This window comes from Mycolicibacterium sp. P4_G11 (assembly GCF_056555145.1).
The window spans coordinates 675,608-696,850 of record NZ_JBFUJW010000001.1 but is presented as its reverse complement, the minus strand read 5'-3'; the positions used below and the strand labels follow the sequence as shown (position 1 = coordinate 696,850).

At 65.7% G+C, this 21,243-nt stretch carries 24 protein-coding genes; 14 read left to right on the top strand and 10 right to left on the bottom strand.

Translation table 11 applies throughout. From position 1 onward, the window contains the following. The first annotated feature begins 298 nt into the window (after positions 1 to 298). Together AC1U2B_RS03450 and AC1U2B_RS03445 are read left to right on the top strand one after the other, a co-directional pair. A complete protein-coding gene (locus tag AC1U2B_RS03450) occupies positions 299 to 670 on the top strand; it encodes a hypothetical protein (RefSeq protein WP_480215659.1) in 372 nt (123 codons plus the stop codon). Between the two features lie 16 nt (positions 671 to 686). Beyond that, a complete protein-coding gene (locus tag AC1U2B_RS03445) occupies positions 687 to 1,241 on the top strand; it encodes a DUF6328 family protein (RefSeq protein WP_480215658.1) in 555 nt (184 codons plus the stop codon). Positions 1,242 to 1,299: 58 nt separating this feature from the next. Here AC1U2B_RS03445 and mbp1 read toward each other — a convergent pair whose 3' ends face one another. Further along, positions 1,300 to 1,536 (bottom strand): microaggregate-binding protein 1, encoded by a 237-nt coding sequence (gene mbp1, locus AC1U2B_RS03440; RefSeq protein WP_043399113.1) that lies wholly within the window; start codon positions 1,534 to 1,536, stop codon positions 1,300 to 1,302. 205 nt (positions 1,537 to 1,741) lie between these two features. Between mbp1 and AC1U2B_RS03435 the strand changes: the two genes are divergently transcribed. Together AC1U2B_RS03435 and AC1U2B_RS03430 are read left to right on the top strand one after the other, a co-directional pair. Next, complete coding sequence (locus AC1U2B_RS03435; RefSeq protein WP_480215657.1) at positions 1,742 to 1,870, top strand: hypothetical protein; 129 nt, start codon at positions 1,742 to 1,744, stop codon at positions 1,868 to 1,870. A gap of 135 nt (positions 1,871 to 2,005) precedes the next feature. After that, positions 2,006 to 2,341 carry a gamma-glutamylcyclotransferase family protein gene (locus tag AC1U2B_RS03430; protein ID WP_480215656.1) on the top strand — a complete coding sequence of 112 codons (336 nt, stop codon included), beginning with the start codon at positions 2,006 to 2,008 and terminating at the stop codon, positions 2,339 to 2,341. 4 nt (positions 2,342 to 2,345) lie between these two features. Here the strand turns inward: AC1U2B_RS03430 and AC1U2B_RS03425 are convergent, their stop codons facing one another. Together AC1U2B_RS03425 and dtd are read right to left on the bottom strand one after the other, a co-directional pair. Then, positions 2,346 to 2,777 (bottom strand): Rv2576c family protein, encoded by a 432-nt coding sequence (locus AC1U2B_RS03425; protein ID WP_133761933.1) that lies wholly within the window; start codon positions 2,775 to 2,777, stop codon positions 2,346 to 2,348. Positions 2,778 to 2,820: 43 nt separating this feature from the next. After that, entirely contained in the window at positions 2,821 to 3,261 is a 441-nt protein-coding gene (dtd, locus tag AC1U2B_RS03420; protein WP_480215755.1) for a D-aminoacyl-tRNA deacylase, read from the bottom strand. 44 nt (positions 3,262 to 3,305) lie between these two features. On the opposite strand from dtd, the gene AC1U2B_RS03415 reads away from it, so the two are divergent. Together AC1U2B_RS03415 and AC1U2B_RS03410 are read left to right on the top strand one after the other, a co-directional pair. Next, positions 3,306 to 4,361 carry a catalase family peroxidase gene (locus AC1U2B_RS03415; protein WP_480215655.1) on the top strand — a complete coding sequence of 352 codons (1,056 nt, stop codon included), beginning with the start codon at positions 3,306 to 3,308 and terminating at the stop codon, positions 4,359 to 4,361. After that, on the top strand, positions 4,358 to 4,876 hold the full coding sequence (locus tag AC1U2B_RS03410; RefSeq protein ID WP_480215654.1) for a cytochrome b: 519 nt from the start codon (positions 4,358 to 4,360) through the stop codon (positions 4,874 to 4,876). The genes AC1U2B_RS03415 and AC1U2B_RS03410 overlap by 4 nt, the downstream gene beginning before the upstream one ends. Before the next feature lie 18 nt (positions 4,877 to 4,894). Here the strand turns inward: AC1U2B_RS03410 and hisS are convergent, their stop codons facing one another. Next, positions 4,895 to 6,157, bottom strand: a complete 1,263-nt coding sequence (hisS, locus tag AC1U2B_RS03405; protein ID WP_480215653.1) for a histidine--tRNA ligase — start codon at positions 6,155 to 6,157, stop codon at positions 4,895 to 4,897. Further along, the gene (locus tag AC1U2B_RS03400) at positions 6,154 to 6,819 is read right to left on the bottom strand and encodes an MBL fold metallo-hydrolase (RefSeq protein ID WP_480215652.1); all 666 of its coding nucleotides are present in this window, start codon (positions 6,817 to 6,819) and stop codon (positions 6,154 to 6,156) included. The genes hisS and AC1U2B_RS03400 overlap by 4 nt, the downstream gene beginning before the upstream one ends. Before the next feature lie 33 nt (positions 6,820 to 6,852). On the opposite strand from AC1U2B_RS03400, the gene AC1U2B_RS03395 reads away from it, so the two are divergent. The 3 genes from AC1U2B_RS03395 to zwf all read left to right on the top strand — a co-directional run bounded on the left by AC1U2B_RS03395 (position 6,853) and on the right by zwf (position 10,246). Continuing rightward, positions 6,853 to 7,656 carry a DsbA family protein gene (locus AC1U2B_RS03395; RefSeq protein WP_480215651.1) on the top strand — a complete coding sequence of 268 codons (804 nt, stop codon included), beginning with the start codon at positions 6,853 to 6,855 and terminating at the stop codon, positions 7,654 to 7,656. A gap of 109 nt (positions 7,657 to 7,765) precedes the next feature. Continuing rightward, complete coding sequence (locus tag AC1U2B_RS03390; RefSeq protein ID WP_480215650.1) at positions 7,766 to 8,647, top strand: peptidylprolyl isomerase; 882 nt, start codon at positions 7,766 to 7,768, stop codon at positions 8,645 to 8,647. Positions 8,648 to 8,743: 96 nt separating this feature from the next. Further along, positions 8,744 to 10,246, top strand: a complete 1,503-nt coding sequence (zwf, locus tag AC1U2B_RS03385) for a glucose-6-phosphate dehydrogenase (RefSeq protein WP_480215754.1) — start codon at positions 8,744 to 8,746, stop codon at positions 10,244 to 10,246. 6 nt (positions 10,247 to 10,252) lie between these two features. Here the strand turns inward: zwf and AC1U2B_RS03380 are convergent, their stop codons facing one another. Then, positions 10,253 to 10,879 carry a TetR/AcrR family transcriptional regulator gene (locus AC1U2B_RS03380; RefSeq protein WP_480215649.1) on the bottom strand — a complete coding sequence of 209 codons (627 nt, stop codon included), beginning with the start codon at positions 10,877 to 10,879 and terminating at the stop codon, positions 10,253 to 10,255. 95 nt (positions 10,880 to 10,974) lie between these two features. Between AC1U2B_RS03380 and AC1U2B_RS03375 the strand changes: the two genes are divergently transcribed. Genes AC1U2B_RS03375 through AC1U2B_RS03365 form a run of 3 tightly spaced genes read left to right on the top strand, consistent with a single transcriptional unit; the run spans position 10,975 to position 15,079 of the window. Continuing rightward, positions 10,975 to 11,406: an MmpS family transport accessory protein gene (locus tag AC1U2B_RS03375; RefSeq protein ID WP_480215648.1), complete on the top strand. Its 432-nt coding sequence runs from the start codon at positions 10,975 to 10,977 to the stop codon at positions 11,404 to 11,406. Continuing rightward, the gene (locus AC1U2B_RS03370) at positions 11,403 to 14,255 is read left to right on the top strand and encodes an MMPL/RND family transporter (protein WP_480215647.1); all 2,853 of its coding nucleotides are present in this window, start codon (positions 11,403 to 11,405) and stop codon (positions 14,253 to 14,255) included. The genes AC1U2B_RS03375 and AC1U2B_RS03370 overlap by 4 nt, the downstream gene beginning before the upstream one ends. Further along, positions 14,252 to 15,079 (top strand): thioesterase family protein, encoded by an 828-nt coding sequence (locus AC1U2B_RS03365; protein ID WP_480215646.1) that lies wholly within the window; start codon positions 14,252 to 14,254, stop codon positions 15,077 to 15,079. Before AC1U2B_RS03370 ends, AC1U2B_RS03365 begins: the two co-directional genes overlap by 4 nt. A 23-nt stretch (positions 15,080 to 15,102) precedes the next feature. On the opposite strand, the gene AC1U2B_RS03360 is transcribed toward AC1U2B_RS03365, so the two are convergent. Together AC1U2B_RS03360 and AC1U2B_RS03355 are read right to left on the bottom strand one after the other, a co-directional pair. Then, positions 15,103 to 15,528, bottom strand: a complete 426-nt coding sequence (locus AC1U2B_RS03360) for a tautomerase family protein (RefSeq protein WP_480215645.1) — start codon at positions 15,526 to 15,528, stop codon at positions 15,103 to 15,105. 6 nt (positions 15,529 to 15,534) lie between these two features. Beyond that, positions 15,535 to 16,236, bottom strand: coding sequence for an SDR family oxidoreductase (locus tag AC1U2B_RS03355; protein WP_480215644.1), 702 nt, complete (start codon positions 16,234 to 16,236; stop codon positions 15,535 to 15,537). Positions 16,237 to 16,330: 94 nt separating this feature from the next. Here AC1U2B_RS03355 and AC1U2B_RS03350 point away from each other — a divergent pair, with 94 nt between their 5' ends. After that, complete coding sequence (locus AC1U2B_RS03350) at positions 16,331 to 16,798, top strand: winged helix-turn-helix transcriptional regulator (protein WP_480215643.1); 468 nt, start codon at positions 16,331 to 16,333, stop codon at positions 16,796 to 16,798. Positions 16,799 to 16,851: 53 nt separating this feature from the next. Then, the gene (locus AC1U2B_RS03345; RefSeq protein WP_480215642.1) at positions 16,852 to 17,679 is read left to right on the top strand and encodes a thioesterase family protein; all 828 of its coding nucleotides are present in this window, start codon (positions 16,852 to 16,854) and stop codon (positions 17,677 to 17,679) included. 2 nt (positions 17,680 to 17,681) lie between these two features. On the opposite strand, the gene AC1U2B_RS03340 is transcribed toward AC1U2B_RS03345, so the two are convergent. Continuing rightward, entirely contained in the window at positions 17,682 to 18,722 is a 1,041-nt protein-coding gene (locus tag AC1U2B_RS03340; RefSeq protein ID WP_480215641.1) for an EspK C-terminal domain-containing protein, read from the bottom strand. Between the two features lie 1,425 nt (positions 18,723 to 20,147). Further along, positions 20,148 to 21,128: an ESX-1 system-associated protein gene (locus AC1U2B_RS03335; protein ID WP_480215640.1), complete on the bottom strand. Its 981-nt coding sequence runs from the start codon at positions 21,126 to 21,128 to the stop codon at positions 20,148 to 20,150. Between the last annotated feature and the right edge of the window lie 115 nt (positions 21,129 to 21,243).

Here is a 21,243-nt window from a genome sequence, read left to right as displayed (position 1 = left end):
GATCACCGCACCAATTCACGATCCTCGCCACGTCCGAAATAGCGAGGGCGTTTGCCGGGCCTGCCCCGGCCGGTCCGAGTTGCCGACCGCGATGCCCTCTATCCCACCGAGAGATGTTGTGCCCGAAGACGTCTCGATCAGGTTTCGCCTCGACCAGTGGCAGTCGCGCTGTGAGCGCCGAGCTCCCCTCGGCGACGATGTTGACCTCGGCGTTTGACCGCTCAATCCGCCGGGTACATGACGCACAGAAGAGAGGCCGAAGAAGGACGAAGGCAGCCGTACTACCCGGGAGGTATCGATGTCTGAGGTTCAGGCCGGGGCGATCGCACAACAGGATGCACACGCACAGCGAGCCGGACACCGGCGACGCACCATCACCAACTGGGTACTGGCCGTCCTCACCGTGCCAGGCGCCTTCCTCATCGTTCTTTATCAGTACGCCCAGGTCCTCGCGACCGCGGGCTGTTCCGAACGCACCTGCGCCAAGCTGGGTCCGAGTCCGTTCGTGTTCGGGCTGGTCGAATACGGCGCGCCCGTCGTCGCGGTACTAACCGTCGCGTTGTCGGTCGTCACCGCACGAGCCCGCTACGGCATCGTGGTGCCCATGGCCGCCTGGGCGTTGTTGATCGCCGGATTCGTCGTGCTCACCTTTACCTTTGAAACCCCCTGAGAGAAAAGGGGTTCAGATGACCGACCACGCGCACGTCGAAGCGGTCGAACCGGCCGATGACGACGACCAGTCCGATCAACAATGGGATCGGATGGCCCGCGACGAAACCGAGATCGAACGTCTGGACCGGAACTGGTCGAGCCTGCTGCAGGAGCTCAGGGTGGCGCAGACCGGCGTGCAACTGCTCACCGGGTTTCTGCTGACCCTGCCGTTCCAACAACGGTTTACGACGCTGGATTCGACGAGCCGTAACGTGTACCTGACGACCGTCGCCTTCTCGGTGGCATCAACCGTTCTGCTGGTGGCACCAGTTGGCATGCACCGCATCCTGTTTCGCCAACGGCGTCTGACGCTGCTGGTCGCCGCCGCGCATCGATGCGCCTTCTACGGGCTGCTCCTGCTCGGCGTAGCCCTGGCCGGCGTGACAGTGCTGATCTTCGGCACCGTCGCGGACCCCATGGCAGGCTGGGTCGCCGGCGGCATCGCCCTGGCCGGCTTCATCACGTTCTGGGTGCTGGTGCCGTTGGCAATGCGACATTCAGGACATACCGATAACGCCCGCGCACAATAGCTTTCGACCAAAACGACCCGACCTCCCCCATGGCGTGGGAGAGGTCGAGCCATTCGAGCTACTGATTCTGCTGTTGTCGCTTCTCAGCCGCCTTCGCGCCGGCGCGCGCCGCTTCGGCTTGCGCCTCTCGCTTGGCCGCGTCGCGTTCGGCCTCGGCCTTGTCCTGCTGGGCCTGTCCCTCACGGACCAGGTCGTCCCGGCCGATGACACTGCCGGCAGCTTCCTTCAGCTTGCCTTTGACACCCTCGACGGCGCCCTTGATGCCCTCTTCGGGACCACTCTTGTGCTCACCCACTGAATTTCCTCCTGTGTGTTGTGTTGTCCGGTGTGATCGATGTCCGTCACACCACTCGCTTTGCAAGCAGCGCCTTGAACAATCCGGCACTATCCACATACCTGTTCTGCGCCCATCGGAAACCTCCTCTGGCACAACGTTTCACCACAATCCGGTGCGGGTACGTGTGAGCCACAGGAGTTGATCACCATGCGAAATACCCGACATGACCAGGGATTACGGGCACGGCGAGTACGGCGCAAGGGTGTTCGGCATCACCATCACCGACGTAGTCACCACCGCATCGAACGAGGACCCGATCGCACCCGAATATCCGGCGGTTGCGTCACTCTGAATTCGACGGTCTCAACCCCGCGTTTGTCGCCGGTCGCGGCGGGTTGTGAGAAGGCCGGCGACCACTGTGAAGCGAACGGTCAGCGAGGTCCCTCCGGCGGGCGAGCCGCAGTTCCTGAGCGGTACCGTCACGCGCGTGGCCGAACTGCTGTTCTCCTACGGGACCCTGCGCCAGCGCGACGTCCAACTGACCACGTTCGGCCGTGAGCTGGATGGCTCCGACGACGCCATCGTCGGCTACCGCCTGGACTGGGTCAACATCACCGACCCGCACGTCGTCGAGACCAGCGGCAGCGACCGGCACCCGATCCTCAAGTCGGGTACGCCGGAGGACGCCGTGGACGGCAGCGTGTTCGAGATCACCGATGCCGAACTGGTCGCCGCCGACGAATACGAGGTCGACGACTACCAGCGCGTGCAGGTGCCGCTACGGTCCGGCCGACAGGCCTGGGTCTACGTGTTCGTGGGTTAGGGAACTACCACTGGCCGAGCTGGCACTGGACGTTGTACGGCGCGGTCTGGTGCGCCGCCGACTGACCGTCGACCGCGATATCGCACGTCGAATCAGGGGCAGCCTGGCCACCGTGCGTGGTGCTGCTGACGGTGAAGATGGCCCACTGCGGGTCGGCGAGTGTGGTGGTGAACACCCACGGGGCGTCCGGTCCGACAGTGACCGTCTCACGCTTCAGGTAGGAGTAGGCGTCCGCGTTGTACGCAGCCTTGTTTGCCGGCTGGTTGACCAGGTAGAGCAGGTCGAAGGTCGCCGGGCCACCCACCGACAGCGTGTATCGGACTTCGTGACCAGCCGGGGCCGCAGACGCCACAGGCGCCATCAGCCCAGCGGCTGCCACCGCTGCCGCGCCACACACCACTCCGAGCTTGACTGTCGCTTTACGCATGCCGGTCATATCGACTGACCGTACCGGACCGTTACACCCTGCATCAGGCGTATCACCCCGCCTGCAGTTCCAGCAGCACCGTCACCGGGCCGTCGTTGACCAGTTCGACATGCATGTGCGCGCCGAACTGCCCGGTGGCGACCACTGCCCCCAGTTCCCGCAGCGCCGCCGCGAACTCGTCCACCAGCGGCTCGGCCACCGGTCCAGGAGCGGCGGCGTTCCACGACGGCCGCCGGCCCTTGGCAGTGTCGGCGTACAGGGTGAACTGGCTGACCACCAGAATCGGGGCACCCGCGTCGGCGGCACTGAGTTCACCGTCGAGGATGCGCAGCCGCCACAGTTTGTCGGCCATCTTGCGCACCACCGCAGCGTCGTCGGTGTGGGTGAGACCGACGAGCGCCACCAGGCCCTGAGGATTCGGGGTGATCTCGCCGACGGTGTGCCCGTCGACCGTCACCCGCGCCGACGTCACCCGTTGCACCAGTACCCGCACGTTCGCAGATGTTGCCACAGGACTTTGTGGTACCAGTGGTGGTCATGGACGGCCCATCCTGGCGCGGCACTCCCCTGACCCGGCGTTCGACCCTGGCCGGGCTCGGCGCCGTCGGCGCATTCCTCGCCGTGGATCTCGGACTGGTCGCGTACACCAGCCGCGCCGGCACCCTGACCCGCCAGACGTTCCTCGACGGCTTCCAGAAGGTCTTCGGCGATCACCCCGGATTCCGGAAGAACCACGCCAAGGGCGTCTCGGTGGTCGGCCATTTCATGAGCAACGGCAACGCGGCGGCCCTGTCCCGTGCCGCGGTCTTCGGGCCGGGTGAGGCGCCCGTCGCGGGCCGGTTCTCGCTGGCCGGCGGCAACCCGACGGTCGCCGACACTCCTGGCGCGGCACGCGGGCTCGGCCTGGCCATCGGCTTCCCCGGCACCGGCCAATGGCGGACGGCGATGCTGAATATCCCGGTATTCCTTGATAATTCACCGCAGGGCTTCTATGACCGGTTGCTGGCGTCCAAGCCGGTCGCCGACACCGGTAAGCCAGACCCGAAGGCAATGGCCGACTTCCTCAGCCGGCATCCGGAGACCGCGGCAGCGATGGCACTGGTCAAGAAGAGCCCGCCCACACCGGGTTTCGCAGACAGCACGTTCTGGGGTCTGAATACGTTCTATCTGGTGAACCACTCCGGCGCCCGCACCCCGGTCCGCTGGTCGTTCGTCCCTCAGCAGACCGCGCTGCCGCCGAAGTCCGACGACCGCAATGCATTGTTCGACGCGCTGATCCTGCAGTTGAAAAAGGCTCCGCTGCAGTGGAATCTGCGGCTGACCGTCGGACGGGACGGCGACCCGATCGACCCGACGTTGCCCTGGCCGGCCGATCGGCAGGTCATCGATGCCGGGGTGCTGACCCTCACCGAAGCCCAGACCGATGCCGCCGGCAACGCCCGCGACATCAACTTCGATCCCCTGGTCCTGCCCGACGGCATCGAGCCGTCCGACGATCCACTGCTCAGTGCGCGGTCGGCGGTGTACGCGGGCTCGTACCGGGCGCGAACCACCGAGCCGAAAACCGCTCCTGCCGTTCAGGTGACCCCGTGACCGGCCGCTTCCCGATCCGCACCCGGGTGTTGCACTGGCTGACCGCGGTGGCGGTCTTCGCCGCACTGCTGATCGGCTTCACGATGACCAACGAGATCGGCTCCCATGGCGCCCTGGTCGCCGTCCACATGACGCTGGGTATCAGCATCCTGGTCATCGTGATCGTCCGCGCGGCAAACAGATTCACGCACAAGCCGCCGAAATGGCCCGACACGGTGGGGCCACTGGAGGGCAAACTGATCGCCGGGTCCGAGCTGGCGATGTACGCCATGCTGCTGGCGCAACCGCTCGTCGGCTGGGCGATGGTGTCGGCGTCGGGCACCCCGGTCCGGGTCTTCGGCAGCCTGACACTGCCCGACATCGCGCCCTTCGACGCCGACCTGTACGGCATTCTGCGCCAGGCGCATTCGGTGGTGGCCTACCTGTTGGTCGCCGCAGTCGCCGCGCACGTCAGTGCCATCCTGCTGCACACCCTGACGCTGCGCGACGGCATGCTGCGCCGCATGACCCACTGACCCATCTCCCGCGAGCGGTCAGGAAGAAACGCGCGCCACTACCTGGGTGACGACGTCGGCGATGGGCACGTCGACCTGCTCGCCGGTCGACAGATCCTTGACGCCGACGGTACCGGCCTCGATGTCGCGGTCACCGGCAACCAGGGCCACCTTGGCGCCGGAACGGTCGGCCGCTTTCATCGCGCCCTTGAGGCCGCGGTCGCCGTAGCACATGTCGGTACGGACACCCGAACCACGCAGGGCCGCAACGATCTTCGCCAGTTCCAGCTTGGCCGGCGCACCCAGCGGCACGGCGTACACGTCAACGGCCGCAGGCGACGCGACCGTCTTGCCCTCGGCCTTGAGCGCCAGCACCGTGCGGTCCACACCCAACCCGAATCCGATGCCCGACAGGTCCTGCCCGCCCAGCTGCTTCATCAGCCCGTCATAGCGGCCGCCGCCACCGATCCCGGACTGCGCGCCCAGGCCGTCGTGCACGAACTCGAAGGTGGTCTTGGTGTAGTAATCCAGACCGCGGACCATGCGCGGGTTGATCACGTACGGCACGCCCAGCGCGTCCAGGTGCGCCAGCACGGTGTCGAAGTGCTCCTTGGCGGCCTCCGACAGGTGATCGAGCATCACCGGGGCGTCGGCCGTCATCTCCTTGACGTGCGGCCGCTTGTCGTCGAGCACCCGCAGTGGGTTGATCTCGGCCCGGCGCCGGGTGTCCTCGTCGAGGTCCAACTTGAACAGGAAGTCCTGCAACAGCTTCCGGTACTGCGGGCGGCAGGTGTCGTCACCCAGCGAGGTGATCTCCAGGCGGAAACCGTCGAGCCCCAGCGAGCGGAAGCCGGCGTCGGCGACCGCGATGACCTCGGCGTCCAGCGCCGGGTCGTCGATGCCGATGGCTTCCACGCCCACCTGCTGCAGCTGGCGGTAGCGGCCGGCCTGCGGCCGCTCGTAGCGGAAGAACGGCCCGGAGTACCGCAACTTGGCAGGCAGCGCGCCGCGGTCCAGACCGTGCTCGATGACGGCCCGCATGACGCCGGCGGTGCCTTCCGGGCGCAGCGTGACCGAGCGGTCACCGCGGTCGGCGAAGGTGTACATCTCCTTGGACACCACATCGGTGGACTCACCCACACCGCGGGCGAACAGCGCGGTGTCCTCGAACACCGGCAGCTCGATGTGGCCGTACCCGGCCAGTCGCGCGACGTTCAGCAGGCCGTCGCGCACCGCGACGAATTCCGCCGAGTCCGGGGGCAGGTAGTCCGGGACGCCCTTGGGTGCCTGAAAATCGCTCAACTTGATAAGCCTTCGAGGAATGGGTTGGTACGGCGTTCGGCGCCGATCGTGGTCTGTGGGCCGTGCCCAGGTAGTACCACGGTGTCGTCGTCGAGCACCAACAGTTTTGTCACGATCGAGTCCAGCAGGTCCCGGCCGCTGCCGCCCGGGAGATCGGTGCGGCCCACCGACTGCTTGAACAAGGTGTCTCCGGTGAATGCCAGCTCGTCGGGTCCATCACTCACGCGGAACACCACGGAGCCCCGGGTGTGCCCCGGGGTGTGGTCCACCGTGACGGTGATCCCGCCCAGCTCCAGCTTGTCGCCGTCCCGGTCGAGTTCGACGACCTGCTTGGGTTCGGAGAACAGCACTCCGAACGCCAGCTGGGCCAGCCGCGGACCGAACCCCTTGATCGGATCGGTCAGCATGAACCGGTCCTCGGGGTGGATGTACACCGGGCAGCCATAGGTGTCCGCCACCTTCTGCGCCGACCAGATGTGGTCGACGTGACCATGCGTGAGCAGCACCGCCGACGGGGTGAGCCGATTTTCATCCAGAATCTCGCGGATGCGGCCCATGGCCCGCTGGCCCGGGTCGACGATGATGGCGTCCGACCCGGCGCGCGCCGCAAGGACGTAGCAGTTGCACTGCAACATCCCGGCCGGAAACCCCGTCAACAACACGGCAACCAGTTTCCCACGTGGGAAACTGCCTCCATGACTCAGCCAGGACCGTGGGGACCCCCGCAGCCCAACCAACCCCAGTACTACGGTGTGCCACAACAATTTCCGGGTTTTCCGCCGCCGAAGAAGTCCCGCACCGGCTGGGTGCTGTTCGCCGTGATCGCCGTCATTGCGCTGGTCGCGGCCGGTGTCGCCGCCATCATCGTGCTTCGCCACGAGAACACGCCGGTCGGTGGTGCCACCGAGACGTCCTCTGCCGATCACGGACCGACCCCGCTGCGCTCGATCCGCCTCGCCGCGCCGAATGTCGCCACCAAGCCCGGCAGCACCGAGCCGAAGGCCACGCTGACGGTCTACGAGGACTTCCTGTGCCCGTTCTGCGCTCGGTTCGAGCAGGTCTACGGCCCGACCATGAGCAAGCTGATCGCCGACGGCCGGGTCGCCGTGGACTACACCATGGTGTCGATCCTGGGCCGTGGTGACGTGAAGGCGTACTCGGTCCGTGCCGGTGCGGCGGCCTACTGCGTCGCTGACGCCGACACCGCCGCCTTCCAGCGGTTCCATGCCGCGCTGTTCGCGCGCCAGCCCGACGAGTCGGCCGCGACGTTCCCGTCCGACGACGAGCTGGTCGCGCAGGCCGAGAAGGCCGGCGCACCCGATTCGGTGGCCGACTGCATCACGAGCGGCAAGAACCGCGACATGGTCAACGACGCCGTCAAGAGTTCGGGCATCAATTCGACCCCGACGGTCCTGCTCAACGGCACCGATGTCGGCGACGCCCTGCTGCAGCATCCCGATCCGCAGGCGCTGCTGGACCAGCTCAAGTCCGTCAACTGACGGCTGGTCACGCGGGTCGCGGCCCCCGCATCCAGGGTGACCTGGCACACTCGGTGCCGACCATACGTCGGGGCACGTGACCCCGACCGTGACGAGGAGGGCTTCGGCGGTGCCGACGAACGAACAACGGCGGGAAACCGCCAAGCGCAAGCTGGAACGCCAGTTGGAGCGCCGGGCCGAGAAGGCCCGCAAGCAGCGCATCATCACGATCGCCGCGTCCGTGGTCGCGGTGCTCGCAGTTGTCGGCGGCGTCGTCGGCGGCGTCATCTACCTCAACAAGGACTCCAAGTCCTCGTCGGCGACGGCCTCGGCATCGACCGAGAGCTCGACGGCCCCGGCGCAGAACCCGCCCGCCGACGGCAAGCTGCCGCCATTCGTGGCGCCCGCCGGCCTCGGCGAGAACTGCCAGTACCCGGCGTCGTCGGAGCAGGCCAGCAAGAAGGTCAACCCGCCGCGCACCGGCAAGATCCCGACCACCCCGGCCACGGTGACGGCCAGCATGAGCACCAGCCAGGGCAACCTCGGGCTGACGCTGGACAACGCCAAGGCCCCGTGCACGGTGAACAGCTTCGTCAGCCTCGCGCAGCAGGGCTACTTCAACGACACCCCGTGCCACCGGCTGACCAAGGGCGGCCTCGACGTCCTGCAGTGCGGTGACCCGACCGGCTCCGGCATGGGCGGCCCGGGCTACCAGTTCGCCAACGAGTACCCGACCAACCAGTACCAGCCCGACAGCCCCGCGCTGACCCAGCCGGTCGTCTACCCGCGCGGCACGCTGGCGATGGCCAACGCCGGACCGAACACCAACGGCAGCCAGTTCTTCCTGGTGTACCAGGACTCGCAGCTGCCTCCGGGCTACACCGCGTTCGGCACCGTCGACGCCACCGGCCTGGCCACCCTGGACAAGGTCGCCCAGAACGGCATCGAGGGCGGCGCCGGCGACGGCAAGCCCGCGCAGCCGGTCAACGTGAAGTACATCCAGCTGGACTGACAGCTTCGCGTCGAGGCCCGGTCACCGATCACGGTGGCCGGGCCTTCTTCGTTGTAGGTCCTGCGCGGACCCCGTCGCGGTGGAATCATGCGCATCGTGGCGAACACCAAACCGCAGACCATCTCGTATCCGGCGCCCGGCTCACGACCCAACCGCAGCGACGATGTCGCCGTCGATCCCCACGTGATCGTGCTGTTCGGCGCGACCGGAGATCTCGCCAAACGCAAACTGCTGCCCGGCCTGGCCTATTTGGACCAGTCCGAGCTGGCACCTGACATCCAGATCGTCGGGACCTCGTTGGAGGACCTGACCATCGACGAGTTCCGCGAGCTGGCGAAGGCGGCGATCGACGAATTCGGCAGCCACCACCTGACACCCGAGCAGTGGGAACGGTTCGCCGCGACGCTCACCTACGTCCCGCAGGGCGCCGGACCGTCGGGACTGGCGGCAGCGGTGGCCGCGGCCGAAAAGCGGCTGGGCCCGAATGTGCGCCGGCTGCACTACCTTTCGGTGCCGCCGAAGGCCGCGCGCGCAGTGATCGCGACGCTCGACGAGGCCGGACTGGTCGAGCACTCGCGCGTTGTGATGGAGAAACCGTTCGGTACCGACCTGGCCAGCGCGGTCGAGCTGAACGACTTCGTCCACGAGACTTTTGACGAGGATCAGATCTTCCGGATCGACCACTTCCTGGGCAAGGAAGCCGCCCAGAACATCCTGGCGTTCCGCTTCGCCAACGGCCTGTTCGAGCCGATCTGGAACCGCAATTTCATCGACCACATCCAGATCGACATCCCGGAGATGCTCGGACTGGACCAGCGGGCGAACTTCTATGAGAGCACCGGCGCCTACAAGGACATGGTGGTGACCCACCTGCTTCAGGTGATGGCCTTCGTGGTGATGGAGCCGCCGACGGCGCTCGAGCCACGGGCCATCAGCGAGGAGAAGAACAAGGTCTTCCGGTCGATGCTGCCGATCAAATGCTCCGACGTGGTCCGGGGCCAGTTCACCGGCTACCGCGAACTCGACGGCGTATCAAGGGATTCCGATACCGAGACGTTCATCGCGCTGAAGGTTCGCGTCGACAACTGGCGCTGGGCCGGTGTGCCGATCTACCTGCGCACCGGCAAGAGGATGGCCGAGGGCATGCGCATCATCTCGATCGCGTTCAAAGAGGCCCCGCGCACCATGTTCCCGTCGGGCTCGGGCGTCGGCTCCCAGGGACCCGACCATTTGACCTTCGATCTCGCCGACAACTCGAAGGTGTCCCTGTCCTTCTACGGCAAGCGGCCTGGTCCGGGCATGAAGCTGGAGAAGCTGTCGATGCAGTTCTCGGCCGGGGAGGCCGACGGAGCCGACCAGGTGCTGGAGGCCTACGAGCGGCTGATCCTGGACGCCATGCGCGGCGACCACACGCTGTTCACCACCGCTGAAGGCATCGAGTCGCTGTGGGCGAATTCGGCTGCACTGCTGGAGGATCCGCCGCCGGTGAAGAACTACCAGCCCGGCACCTGGGGTCCCAACGCCATTCACCAACTGATCGCGCCCAACGCCTGGCGACTGCCGTTCGAACGGGGTTGGCGGGAGGCCAAGAAGAAGTAGACGAGGCTAGGCCCGCGGCGTTGCCGCCGCCTGCTCGAGCTGCAGGATGGCCGCATCGACCATGGTCTGGATGATTTCGCAGGTGCTGAAATCGCTCATCCACAGATGCGGGGTGTCGGTGCGGTGCAGCATCGCCACGCCGTGCAGCGCCACCGACAGCGCCGCGGCCACCCGCTGCGCGTCGGGTCCCGGCTCGGAGTCAGGGTCCATGCCGCCGGCAGCCAGCAGCCCGCGGGTCACCACCTCGAGAGCCTGACGCGCCGACGGGGTGATCTCGTCGACCTTGACCATCAGGACGTACCGCAACGGAAAGCGTTGGGCGAAGGCGACATACGCGCGGCACCCGAGCAGCAGCCGCTCTCGTCGCGTCTTGCCGCCGGGCACCTGCTCGGCGATGTCCCGGCGCACCTGGTCCCAGCTCAACTCCGCAACGGCGGCCAGCACGTCCTCGCGGCTGTCGAAATGCGCGTACACCGACATGTTGGAGATGCCGGCTTCGCGCGCGATGCTGCGCAACGACACCTCGTTGGTGGACGCGGACGCGTCGACCACCCGGATCGCGGCGGCCAGGATTTCATCGCGCAGCAGTGCGCCTTGTCCTCGCACATTTCGCTGCCGTGTCGACCCTGCCATGCCTTCACCCTAATCGCCGCCGGGTGGCGAGGTGTGACGGTCGCCACCGCACCGTAACTATACATGCGTATACATACGGTCGTATGGTGCTTTCCATGAACTGGTTGCTCAAGGCTGCGCGGCGCAGCTGGGTGCTGTTGACCGTTGTCGCGGTCGTCACGGTCGGGGGTTTCATCATCGACCGCTTCCACGGCGTGTTCGGCAGCCAGCAATCCGCCGAATCCCGCACGGACAACATCGTTTCCACGATCCCGAAGTACGTGACGTACGAGGTGGACGGACCGTCGGGCACCTCCGGGATGATCAGCTACGTCGATGAGCGGGCGCAGCCGCAGCAGGAGCGCTTCACCTCACTGCCCTGGTCGAAGACGCTGACCACGACGGTGCCGAGCGTGTTCGCCAACCTCGTCGCGCAGGGTGACAGCAACCGGCTGACCTGTCGGATCACGGTCAATGGCGAACTCCGCGACCACCAGGCCGCCGATGGCGCATCGGCGACCACCTTTTGCCTGGTGAAAGCAGCATGAGCGGCCAGCACACAAACACCCGCGGCGGCTATCCCCGACTGATCCGCATCCTGTCGGTGCCGATCATCCTGATCTGGCTGGCTGCCACCGCGGCCACCAATCTGTTGGTGCCCAAGCTCGAAGTCGTCGGCGCGAACAACGCCGTGTCGCTCTCCCCGCAGGATGCGCCGTCGGTGATCGCGACCAAGCACATCGGCACCAAGTTCGGCGAATTCGACTCGGACAGCGTGCTGATGATCATCATCGAGTCCGACCAGACGCTCGGTGATACAGCGCGGCAGTACTACGGCGATCTGGTCCAACAGCTGCAGCGGGACACCACCCACATCGAGCATGTGCAGGACTTCTGGGGCGACCGCATCACCTCGGCGGGGTCCGAGAGCGAAGACCACAAGGCGGCGTACGTCCAGGTCAACCTGCGCGGCGACCAGGGATCCACGCAGGGCGTCGAATCCGTCGACGCGGTGCGGCACATCGTCGATCGCAGTCATCCACCGGCCGGCGTGAGAGCCTTCGTCACCGGCCAGGCAGCCCTCGTGGCCGATACCAACGAAGCCGGCGACAAGAGCATGGTCAAGATGACCGTGGTGACGCTCGTCGTCATCACTGTCATGTTGTTGGTCGTATACCGCTCCCTCGCAACGACATTCATTGCCCTGCTGGTCGTGCTGACCGAGATGAGCATGGCCCGCGGACTGGTCGCCGTGCTGGGTCACATCCACGCCATCAGCCTGTCGACGTTCGCGGTCAGCGTGCTGACCGCCCTGGCGATCGCCGCCGGCACCGACTACTGGATCTTCTTGGTCGGCCGGTATCACGAAGCGCGCAGTGCCGGCGAGGACCGGGTAACCGCTTACTATTCAACGTTTTCCAGCGTCTATCACGTCATCCTCGGCTCCGGGCTGACCATCGCCGGCGCCATGATGTGCCTGCTGTTCACCCGGCTGAACTACTTCAACACGCTTGCCCTGCCCTGCGCGACCGCCATGATCGTCATCCTTGTGATGGCGTTGACATTCGCACCCGCCGTGATGGTCGTCAGCACCCACTTCGGCCTGCTGGACCCCAAGCGCGCCAACAAGACCCGCGGCTGGCGCCGCGTCGGCACCGCCGTGGTCCGGTGGCCCGGGCCCATCCTGGTCGCGGCCACCGCCGCCGCGCTGGTCGGCGTGCTGGCCCTGCCCGGTTACCGCACCAACTACGACAACCGCTTCTACGTGCCGAAAGACGTGCCGTCCAACATCGGCTACGCGGCTGCCGAAAAGCACTTCACCTCAGCGCGAATGAACCCCGACATGCTGATGGTCGAAGCCGACCACGACCTACGGAACTCCCGGGACATGCTGGTGCTGGACCGGATCGCGAAGAACATCTTCCGGGTGCCGGGCATCGCGCGGGTGCAGAGCATCACCCGGCCCCTCGGGCCGCCGATGGAACACGGCTCGGTGCCGTTCCAGATCAGTGCTCAGGCCGTCTCGATGAACGAAAACCTGCAGTTCATGAAGGCGCGGCTCGGCGACATCCAGACCATGACCGACCACCTCACCTCGATGATCGGCATCATGCGGCACATGCACGAGCTCAGCGTGCAGCTGGCCGACGCCACGCACGCTGGAGATGTTGCGGCACAGGACATGTCGGCCACCACCGCCGAATTGCGCAACCAGATCGCCGATTTCGACGACTTCTTCCGGCCGCTGCGGAACTACTTCTACTGGGAGCCGCACTGCTTCGACATTCCGATCTGCCATGCGATGCGCTCGGTGTTCGACGCGACCGATGGCTTCGACCGGCTCGCCGACAACACCAAGGCGCTGTCCGACGCGATGGGCAGGCTCGACACGGTGACACCGCAGATCGCCGCGCAGCTGCCGCCGATGATCAGCCTGTCCTCCGACGTCCGCGATCTGATGCAGACGATGCGCAGCACCTTCGACGGCATGGTCACCCAGATGGAGCGCATGACCGACACCGCCGCGGCCATGGGCCAGACGTTCGACGACGCGAAGAACGACGACATGTTCTATCTGCCGCCAGAGGCGTTCAGCAGCCCCGATTTTCAGCGCGGTATGCAGCTGATGCTGTCCCCCGACGGCGAGGCGGCGCGATTCATCGTCACCCATGATGTGGATCCGGCCACCCTGGAAGGCATTTCACACGTCGACGCCGAATTGCAGGCCGCCAAGGAAGCGGTCAAGGGAACGCCGTTGGCCAGTGCGAAGTTCTACCTGGGCGGTACCGCCGCCACCTACAAGGACATCCAGCAGGGCGCGCACTACGACCTGCTGATCGCGGCGCTCGCGGCCATCATCCTGATCTTCGTGGTGATGCTGCTGATCACCCGGGCGCTGGTCGCGGCGATCGTGATCGTCGGCACCGTGGTGCTGTCCCTCGCCGCGTCCTTCGGCCTGTCCGTGCTGATCTGGCAGTACTTCCTGGGCATCGAGTTGCAATGGCTGGTGATCGCGATGTCGGTGATCGTGCTGCTGGCCGTCGGTTCCGACTACAACCTGCTGGTGGTGTCGCGCTTCAAGGAGGAGATCGGCGCGGGTCTGCGCACCGGACTGATTCGTGCCACCGGCGCCACCGGCGGCGTGGTCACCGCGGCCGGGCTGGTGTTCGCGTTCACCATGATCTCGATGATCGCGAGCGACCTGCGCTCGGTCGGCCAGATCGGCACGACGATCGGGCTCGGCCTGTTGTTCGACACCTTCGTGGTGCGCTCCCTGATCACCCCGTCGATCGCGGCGCTACTCGGACGCTGGTTCTGGTGGCCCCTGAAGGTCCGCACCCGTCCCGCTCGCACCGCTGAATCCGCTACCACAACACCGGAATTGGAGATGGCATGACATCCCACCCCTTCACCGACCTGATCACTGTCACCGCCGTCGATGCCGGTACGTTCACCGCCAACATCGACGCCAGATGGACCATCGGCCCCAAGGTGCACGGCGGCTGCATGATGGCAGTGTGCGCCGCAGCCGCTCGACGCAGCGTCCCCGACGCCGCCGAACTGGCACCGATTGCGTTGAGCGCCAACTACCTCAGCGCACCTGACCCCGGAGAGGTCCAGCTCAGCACCACGATCCGCAAACGCGGCCGCCAGGTGAACCTCGTCGAGGTTGAGCTGTCCCAACGCGGCCGAGTCGCCGTGACATGTTCGGTCACGCTCGGGCAGCTCGACACCAAGCCGCCGCGCCATCAGGTGCCACTGGCCGCGACGGCCATGCCGGCCGAGCCACCCGCTGACGCCGTACTGGTCACGCCCGACCATCCCCTTGGCCACGTCGTCCACGTAGCGCAGGGCTGTGACATGCGTCTGGACGCCGCGACGCCGTTCCTCACCGGCGCCGAAGGCGAACCCGTCACTCGGATATGGTTGCGTCCCTTCGCATCCGATGAAGCCGATCCGGATGCGGCCCTGCTCTTCGCGCTGATGGCCGGTGACATCACACCCCCGGTCACGATGAACCGCGGGCATTTCGGGTGGACGCCGACGGTCCAGCTGACCACCTACCTGCGTCGTCGGCCGGCACCCGGTTGGCTGCGCGTCATGGCCAGTTCGACCGTCGTCGGCGACAGCTGGTTCGAAGAGGATCACGTCATCCTCGACGCCAACGGCCAGGTGGTCGTGCAGAGTCGACAAATGGCAATGCTGCCGTTGGGGTCGTAACCCCTACGGCAGCATTGACGTGATCAGTAGGCAGAAACCGCGTTCTCTGCGACCCAACGCTTTTCAACGTCGGAGCCCATGGGCGGCGGAATCAATCCGTTGATCATCCAGAGGTCCTCGCTGGTCTCGTCGACGTGGAACTCCCAGTGCAGGTTGTCGCGACCGTCCAGGTACGGACTCAGGATCGACTTGATCCAGTGCGCAACCCGGTTGCGGTGCTCTTTGTCTGCGGCGCGGCGGGCGATGTGGTCGATGACCACCCGCAGCGCGACATCTGTTTGTTCACCGCCGACATACAGGTCGCCCGAACGGGTTTCATTGAAGATGACGACGACGTAGAACCGCGGCAGCCCGGCCTTCTCGTAGTGATCAGTGATCCGGGACGCCAGCTCGCGCTTATCCTCGGCGGTGAAGAAGTCCGGTGTGTGGTGAATGGTCCACAGCGGCATGGCTTTTCACACTGCCATCGCGAAGGTCAGGTTCTCGACCGGGCCCGACAATGCTGACTTGACACCCACCGAGACGTCGTCGGCCAAGACCTCGACCGCGCCGGATTCCAGGCCGTCGAGGATGCGCGTCGCGATGTCGACGGCGGTGGTCTTGGGTCCGGGGATATCCGCGGCCATGTCGGTCTCGATCAATCCGGCGTGAACGCCAACCACCTGCGTGCCTTGGCCGGCGAGCTCGCCACGCAGCGAGTTGGTGACCGACCAGATCGCCGCCTTGGAGGCGCCGTATGCCGCGCTACCCGCGACCCACGACAGCACCGAGTGCATGTTGACCAGGGCGCCGCCGCCATTGGCCGCCAGGATCGGCGCGAAGGCCCGAGCCACGCGCAGCGGCCCGAAGACGTTGATGTCGAAGGTGGCCTCGATATCGTCGAAACCACCGGTCAGCAGCGAGCCGGGCAACAGGATTCCGGCGTTGTTGAACACGATCTCGGCGTCCGATGCGATGTCCGCGAACGCGGCGACCGACGCCTCCGAACGCACTTCGAGTTCGACGGGGACCACCTCCGGTCGTTCGTCAGTGAACGACGACCGGCCGGTCGAGTAGACCTTGCGCGCCCCCCTGGCCAGCAGTTCGTCCACCAGGGCGGCTCCCAGACCACGCCGACCGCCGGTTACCACGACCACTTTGCCTGCCACTGCGACCACGTGAACCACTCTCCCTTGCTGAATAACGATGTCGTTACTAAGATGGAAGCACGGATATCTGAGTAACGCAAGCGTTATCCAAAAAGAGGGTGTGATGGAGTTCGAAGAACGACTGCGCGACCGCCAGTGGACGATCGGCGATGGCTGCTCGGTGGCCAAGCTGCTGGACTTGCTCAGCACCAAGACGGTGTTCCTCGCGGTCCGCGAGAGCCTTTTCGGCACAACACGATTCGAAGACTTCGTCGACCGGATCGGAACATCGGCGCCCGCGGTGTCCCGCGCTCTCAAGCAGTTGGAAGCTGCGCAGCTGATGGTCCGGGTGCCCTATCAGGAGCCCGGCAAGCGCGTCCGAGACGAGTACCGACTGACCGCGGCCGGAGAAGATCTGCTGCCGGTGTACCTCGCGATGAGCCAGTGGGGCGACAAATATCTGCAGAACGGCCGGGGGCCGCTGTGCTTCGTCGACCGCGAATCCGGAAACCGGGTTGGCGTGATCGTCACCGATGATCCAAATGCTGCCACCGTTTCCGCAGGTGACATCGAGATTCGGGCCAATCGGTAGCGATCTTTGCCTGTTCCGGAATCAGCAACCACCACGTCACCGTTGGAGATGAAATGACTGCGCGCCCGTTCACCGACCTCACCACCGTCACCGCGGTGGGCGATGGCATCTTCACCGCCACCATCGACCCGGTGTGGACCATCGGCCCGAAGGTGCACGGCGGCTGCATGATGGCGGTGTGTGCCGCGGCCGCGCAGCGGGCCATCGGCTCCGAGTCCGAACTGGCTCCGGTAGCCGTGTCAGCCAATTACCTGAATGCGCCTGATCCCGGCGAGGTGCAGCTGACCACGACGGTTCGCAAGCACGGGCGCCAGGTCGCCCTGGTCGACGTGCAGCTGTCGCAGGATGGTCGCGCGGCGGTCAGCTGTGCGGTGACCCTCGGGCCGCTCGACGCCAAGCCGCCGCGTCTGCAGGAATCGCTGGCGGTGTCGTACCTACCGGTCGAACCGCCGGCGGATGCGGTGCGGGTCACCGCGGGCCAGGTGGTCGGCGAACTGGTGCACGTGGCGCAGGGCTGCGAATTCTTCCTGGACGCAGCGACACCGTTCCTCTCCGGCGAAGAGGGCGACCCCGTCAACCGAATGTGGTTGCGGCCCTTCGCCGATGACGAGGCCAATCCCGACACCGCTCTGCTGTTCGCCCTGATGGCGGGCGACATCACTCCCCCGGTCACCATGAATCAGGGGCATTTCGGTTGGACCCCCACCGTGCAGCTCACCACCTACGTGCGCCGGCGGCCCGCACCGGGCTGGCTGCGGGTGCAGGCCAGCTCGACGGTGGTCGGCGAGACCTGGTTCGAGGAAGACCACGTCATCCTCGACTCCACCGGTCAGGTCGTCGTGCAGAGCCGCCAGCTGGCAATGCTGCCCAAGGGCATGTAGGGCTAGGCGCCCAGTTCCACGAGCTGGGCGTCGCCCTGAATCGTCGAGAACTGTTGCCACCACACCCAATCGGTGATCGCTGCCCGCAGGTCGGCCGCATACGGCGCGGTGTACGCGCGGTACAGTGCTGCGGCCTCCTGCAGCCGGCCATAGGCGGCCAGCTTCTCCAGGTGCGCCGTCCGGTAGGTCTCGCCCGTCGTCTGCATCAACGGCCGGATCGATTCCATCCACGCCTTGCCGATGGCCGCCGGGTCCGGCGGTACCAGCTGAACAGGCTGCGGCGGCAGGGCTTCGTGCAGTTGCGCGTCCGGCCATTCGGCGAGCTTCGCCGCCGCCTCGGGCGCGATGATCTCCAGACGGGTACGGCCCTTCATCAGTCCGTCGGTCGGAATATCCTCCGGCGGAATGACTTTCGTCTGCAGGCTACCGGCAAACGGCTGCACTTCCTGCTCGGTGCCGATGACCACCTTCAGCGTCTTCTCGTAGAACGTGCACCACGCCTGGAGCGCGACAAACGGCTCACGAACCCAGCGGCCGCGCTGACCCGCCGGGACATTCTCGTCGGCGCTGACAAAGATGACCTGCGACGGAAGGCACATCCCGTCCGGAATGAACGACACCCCATAGGAATTCGCGGCGATGATCTCTCCATTGGTCGTCACGCCGACCGCCCACACGAAGTTCCACGCCATTGGCGGGATCGACGGCGGAGCGTGCAATGCCGCAGCGATCCGCTCGGCGAACTGCACATCCGCGTCGCCCGCCGACTTGCGCACCAAACCGGCCCGCGCTGCGGCCGCCATCGCGTCGCGCTCGGCCCGCGCCGCCGTCACCGGGATCGGCGCCGCCGCAGCGGCGTTCTGCTGCTGGTTTGCCGACATCGGCGCGACACCTGGGCCACCCGGACCGCCGGCACCCGCACCCGGCTGAGCGACGGGTGCGGCCGGGGACGGCGTCGGAGCCGGACCCAGCGGCGCAGCCGGCGCCGCGCCGGCCGGCGTGCCTGTCGGAGCGGCTGCGGTACTGGCCGACGCTTGTGACACGGGTGCCGAACCTGCGCCGCTGGTGCCGGTAGCTGCACCACCAGTGGCGGCCGGAGTGCCTGACCCCGCGCCTGTCTGCGTCGCTTGCTCGGGAGCCGCGAGAGGAACGGCGTTCGCGGCCGCTGCAAGTGGTTGCGTCGGCAGCTGGCCGAACGGGTTCTTCGGCGTCTGCTGGCCCTGACCTTGCTGTCCGGCTTGCTGTCCAGTGCCTTGCCCTGGCCCCTGGCCTGTCGGGGATCCTGACGGGCTGCCGGAGGCTGAACTGGAAGCAGACGACGCAGAGGTCGCACTGGTCGACGTCGTTCCGGGCGACGGTGAACGCGAACCCGGTGACCCCACCGCCGGGTTGCCGCCAACGACGGAAGGTGCTGACCCACCTGGGGGAGGCGCGCCTGATGCAGCTTGCGCACCGTCCCCGGATTGGGGTGCGGGTATCTGGTTGCCCTGCTGCTTTATTTCAGTCCCAGTAGCCCCCTGACCAGCACCCGAACCGCTGGAATGCGGTTGATTTGGAACGGGATCGTTCTGCTGCTTTATTTCAGTCCCGGTAGCGCCCTGACCAGCACCCGAACCGCTGGAATTCGACTGATTCGACGCAGGATTCTGCTGCTGCACTATTTCGGTCCCGGTAGCCCCCTGACCGCCACCACCGCCCGGCAACTTCCCTGGTAATTGCCCAACCGGCAAACTACTGGGATCGCCAGAATTCCGCGGAGGCGGAGGCGGCATCTCACCTTTCGCGCCAGGAGTGCCAGGCGGGACTCCCAAATCCTGCGCCAACCCGGTGGCACACGCCGCGACCGCGCGAGTGTTTTCGGCGAGACCCGCAGCAGTCAACGCTTGGATCGACTTCATGAACGTTACGGCCGAGTTGAAGAACGTATTGGCCGCTGCCGCATCCCCTGACTGTGCAGCGACGCAACCAGCCGCGAGCATCTGAAGGGCCGCCTTCGCGAATATCTGGCAGAGATGCTCAGTGGTCTCCGCGGTCTGATTCACCGCATTCTTGGTTTGAACCACTGCAGATTCAGCGCGAAACACCTTCCGGGCCGCCGCATAAACAGCCTCGCACGCGTCACCATACGAACCAAGAACGCCTTTGGCCGCCGCCTCCGCAAGCCGACCGGCCTCACCTTCCCAGTCTGCCAACTGCATCCGCTGGTGGGCGTGGTGCGGAATCACCTCACCGTCGAGGCGATCCCCCAAAGACATGAGTCGCACGGCCATATCGTTCAGTGCATTCTCATCAACGTCCGGAAATGCAGGACCCTCGACCGTCTTCGGACCGAAATCACCTGGGTGATACCGCTCAATCGCCATGAATCACCACCATTTCACCGCATCCACCGAGGCAATCTTGCGCTGCGGTGCCCACCCAATCGATGCTCTGTGGGTGATCGGAAATTCGGCAGTTCTTCGAATCACTCATCCGGAAACGGCTCCACAAGCAGCCACCACTACCAAAGGTGATATCTGGCCTGCGAGGTAAATACTTGAATCGCTTGGTTGATATGTCGGCATTGCCTGAACGTAAGTTCGGCGGTATTGAACACCCAGCATGATGAAATCCTGAACGATAGGGTTCGTACTTCGCTGCGCGAGCTTCTCCAGAGCGTCCGCTGTGGATGTCATGACTGGCGCGACCGCATCATTAAGCGACTGCTGTTCAGGCGTCCAATCACTCACCGGAACCTTTGGGTCCGTATTCGCCCAGTTCTTAAAGGCGGTATTCGATAGCAATTGATTAAGCGTCGGTGTCAAATCAGAACAAACGACATCAGGAGTTCCAAATATCCGCTGAGGATTCGCCAAATCACCGATTGGAGCGACGGAATTCGGGGCAGCTAATACTGATGCCATCGGCGCTCTAGCGGCTGCAGAACCCGAAGAAATGGCATCACATACATAGGCAATGGCGCTTCCCGCACTTGATACAGCTTGAGCCAATTTGTCATCAATGGGCGTATATGTCGCGACATTTAAAATCTTGTCCGCGTATGCGCGACCAAATGCAATGAACTGTCCATACAGTTCACGCATCACGCGATGAGTGGTCATCTTCGAGAGGGGCACAGCCTGATCTGCGGCTTTCCGCATCGCTTTAGCCACAGCCTCGTACTGCGCCCGCACCTCTACCGTCCACGCCGACGACGGGAGTGAAGAGTCTCGCTTGCCCCAACCGTTGTCTTCGACGCCAGCGAGCATTACCTGTATCGGATGCCAGGGCGCACACGACGGGTCCTCTGTGATGATCCCAACCGGACCGGTGTCGTTGGCGCTCGCGACGTCCGACGGAGCGGCCGAAGTCTTGGTGCCGCCTCCGCCACCGCCGTTGCTGTCGCCGCTGTTCTTGGTGCACGACACGGCAACCGTGGCCGTCACTGCGATCACCGCGACCAATGACACCGCTCCGATAGCCCACTTAGCGGCGCCGCTCTTCTTCGGCGGAACCGGAGCCGGCCACGGCTGCTGCGGGCCCCACTGCCCACCCGGACCAGGCTGACCTGGCAGAGGCTGGCCC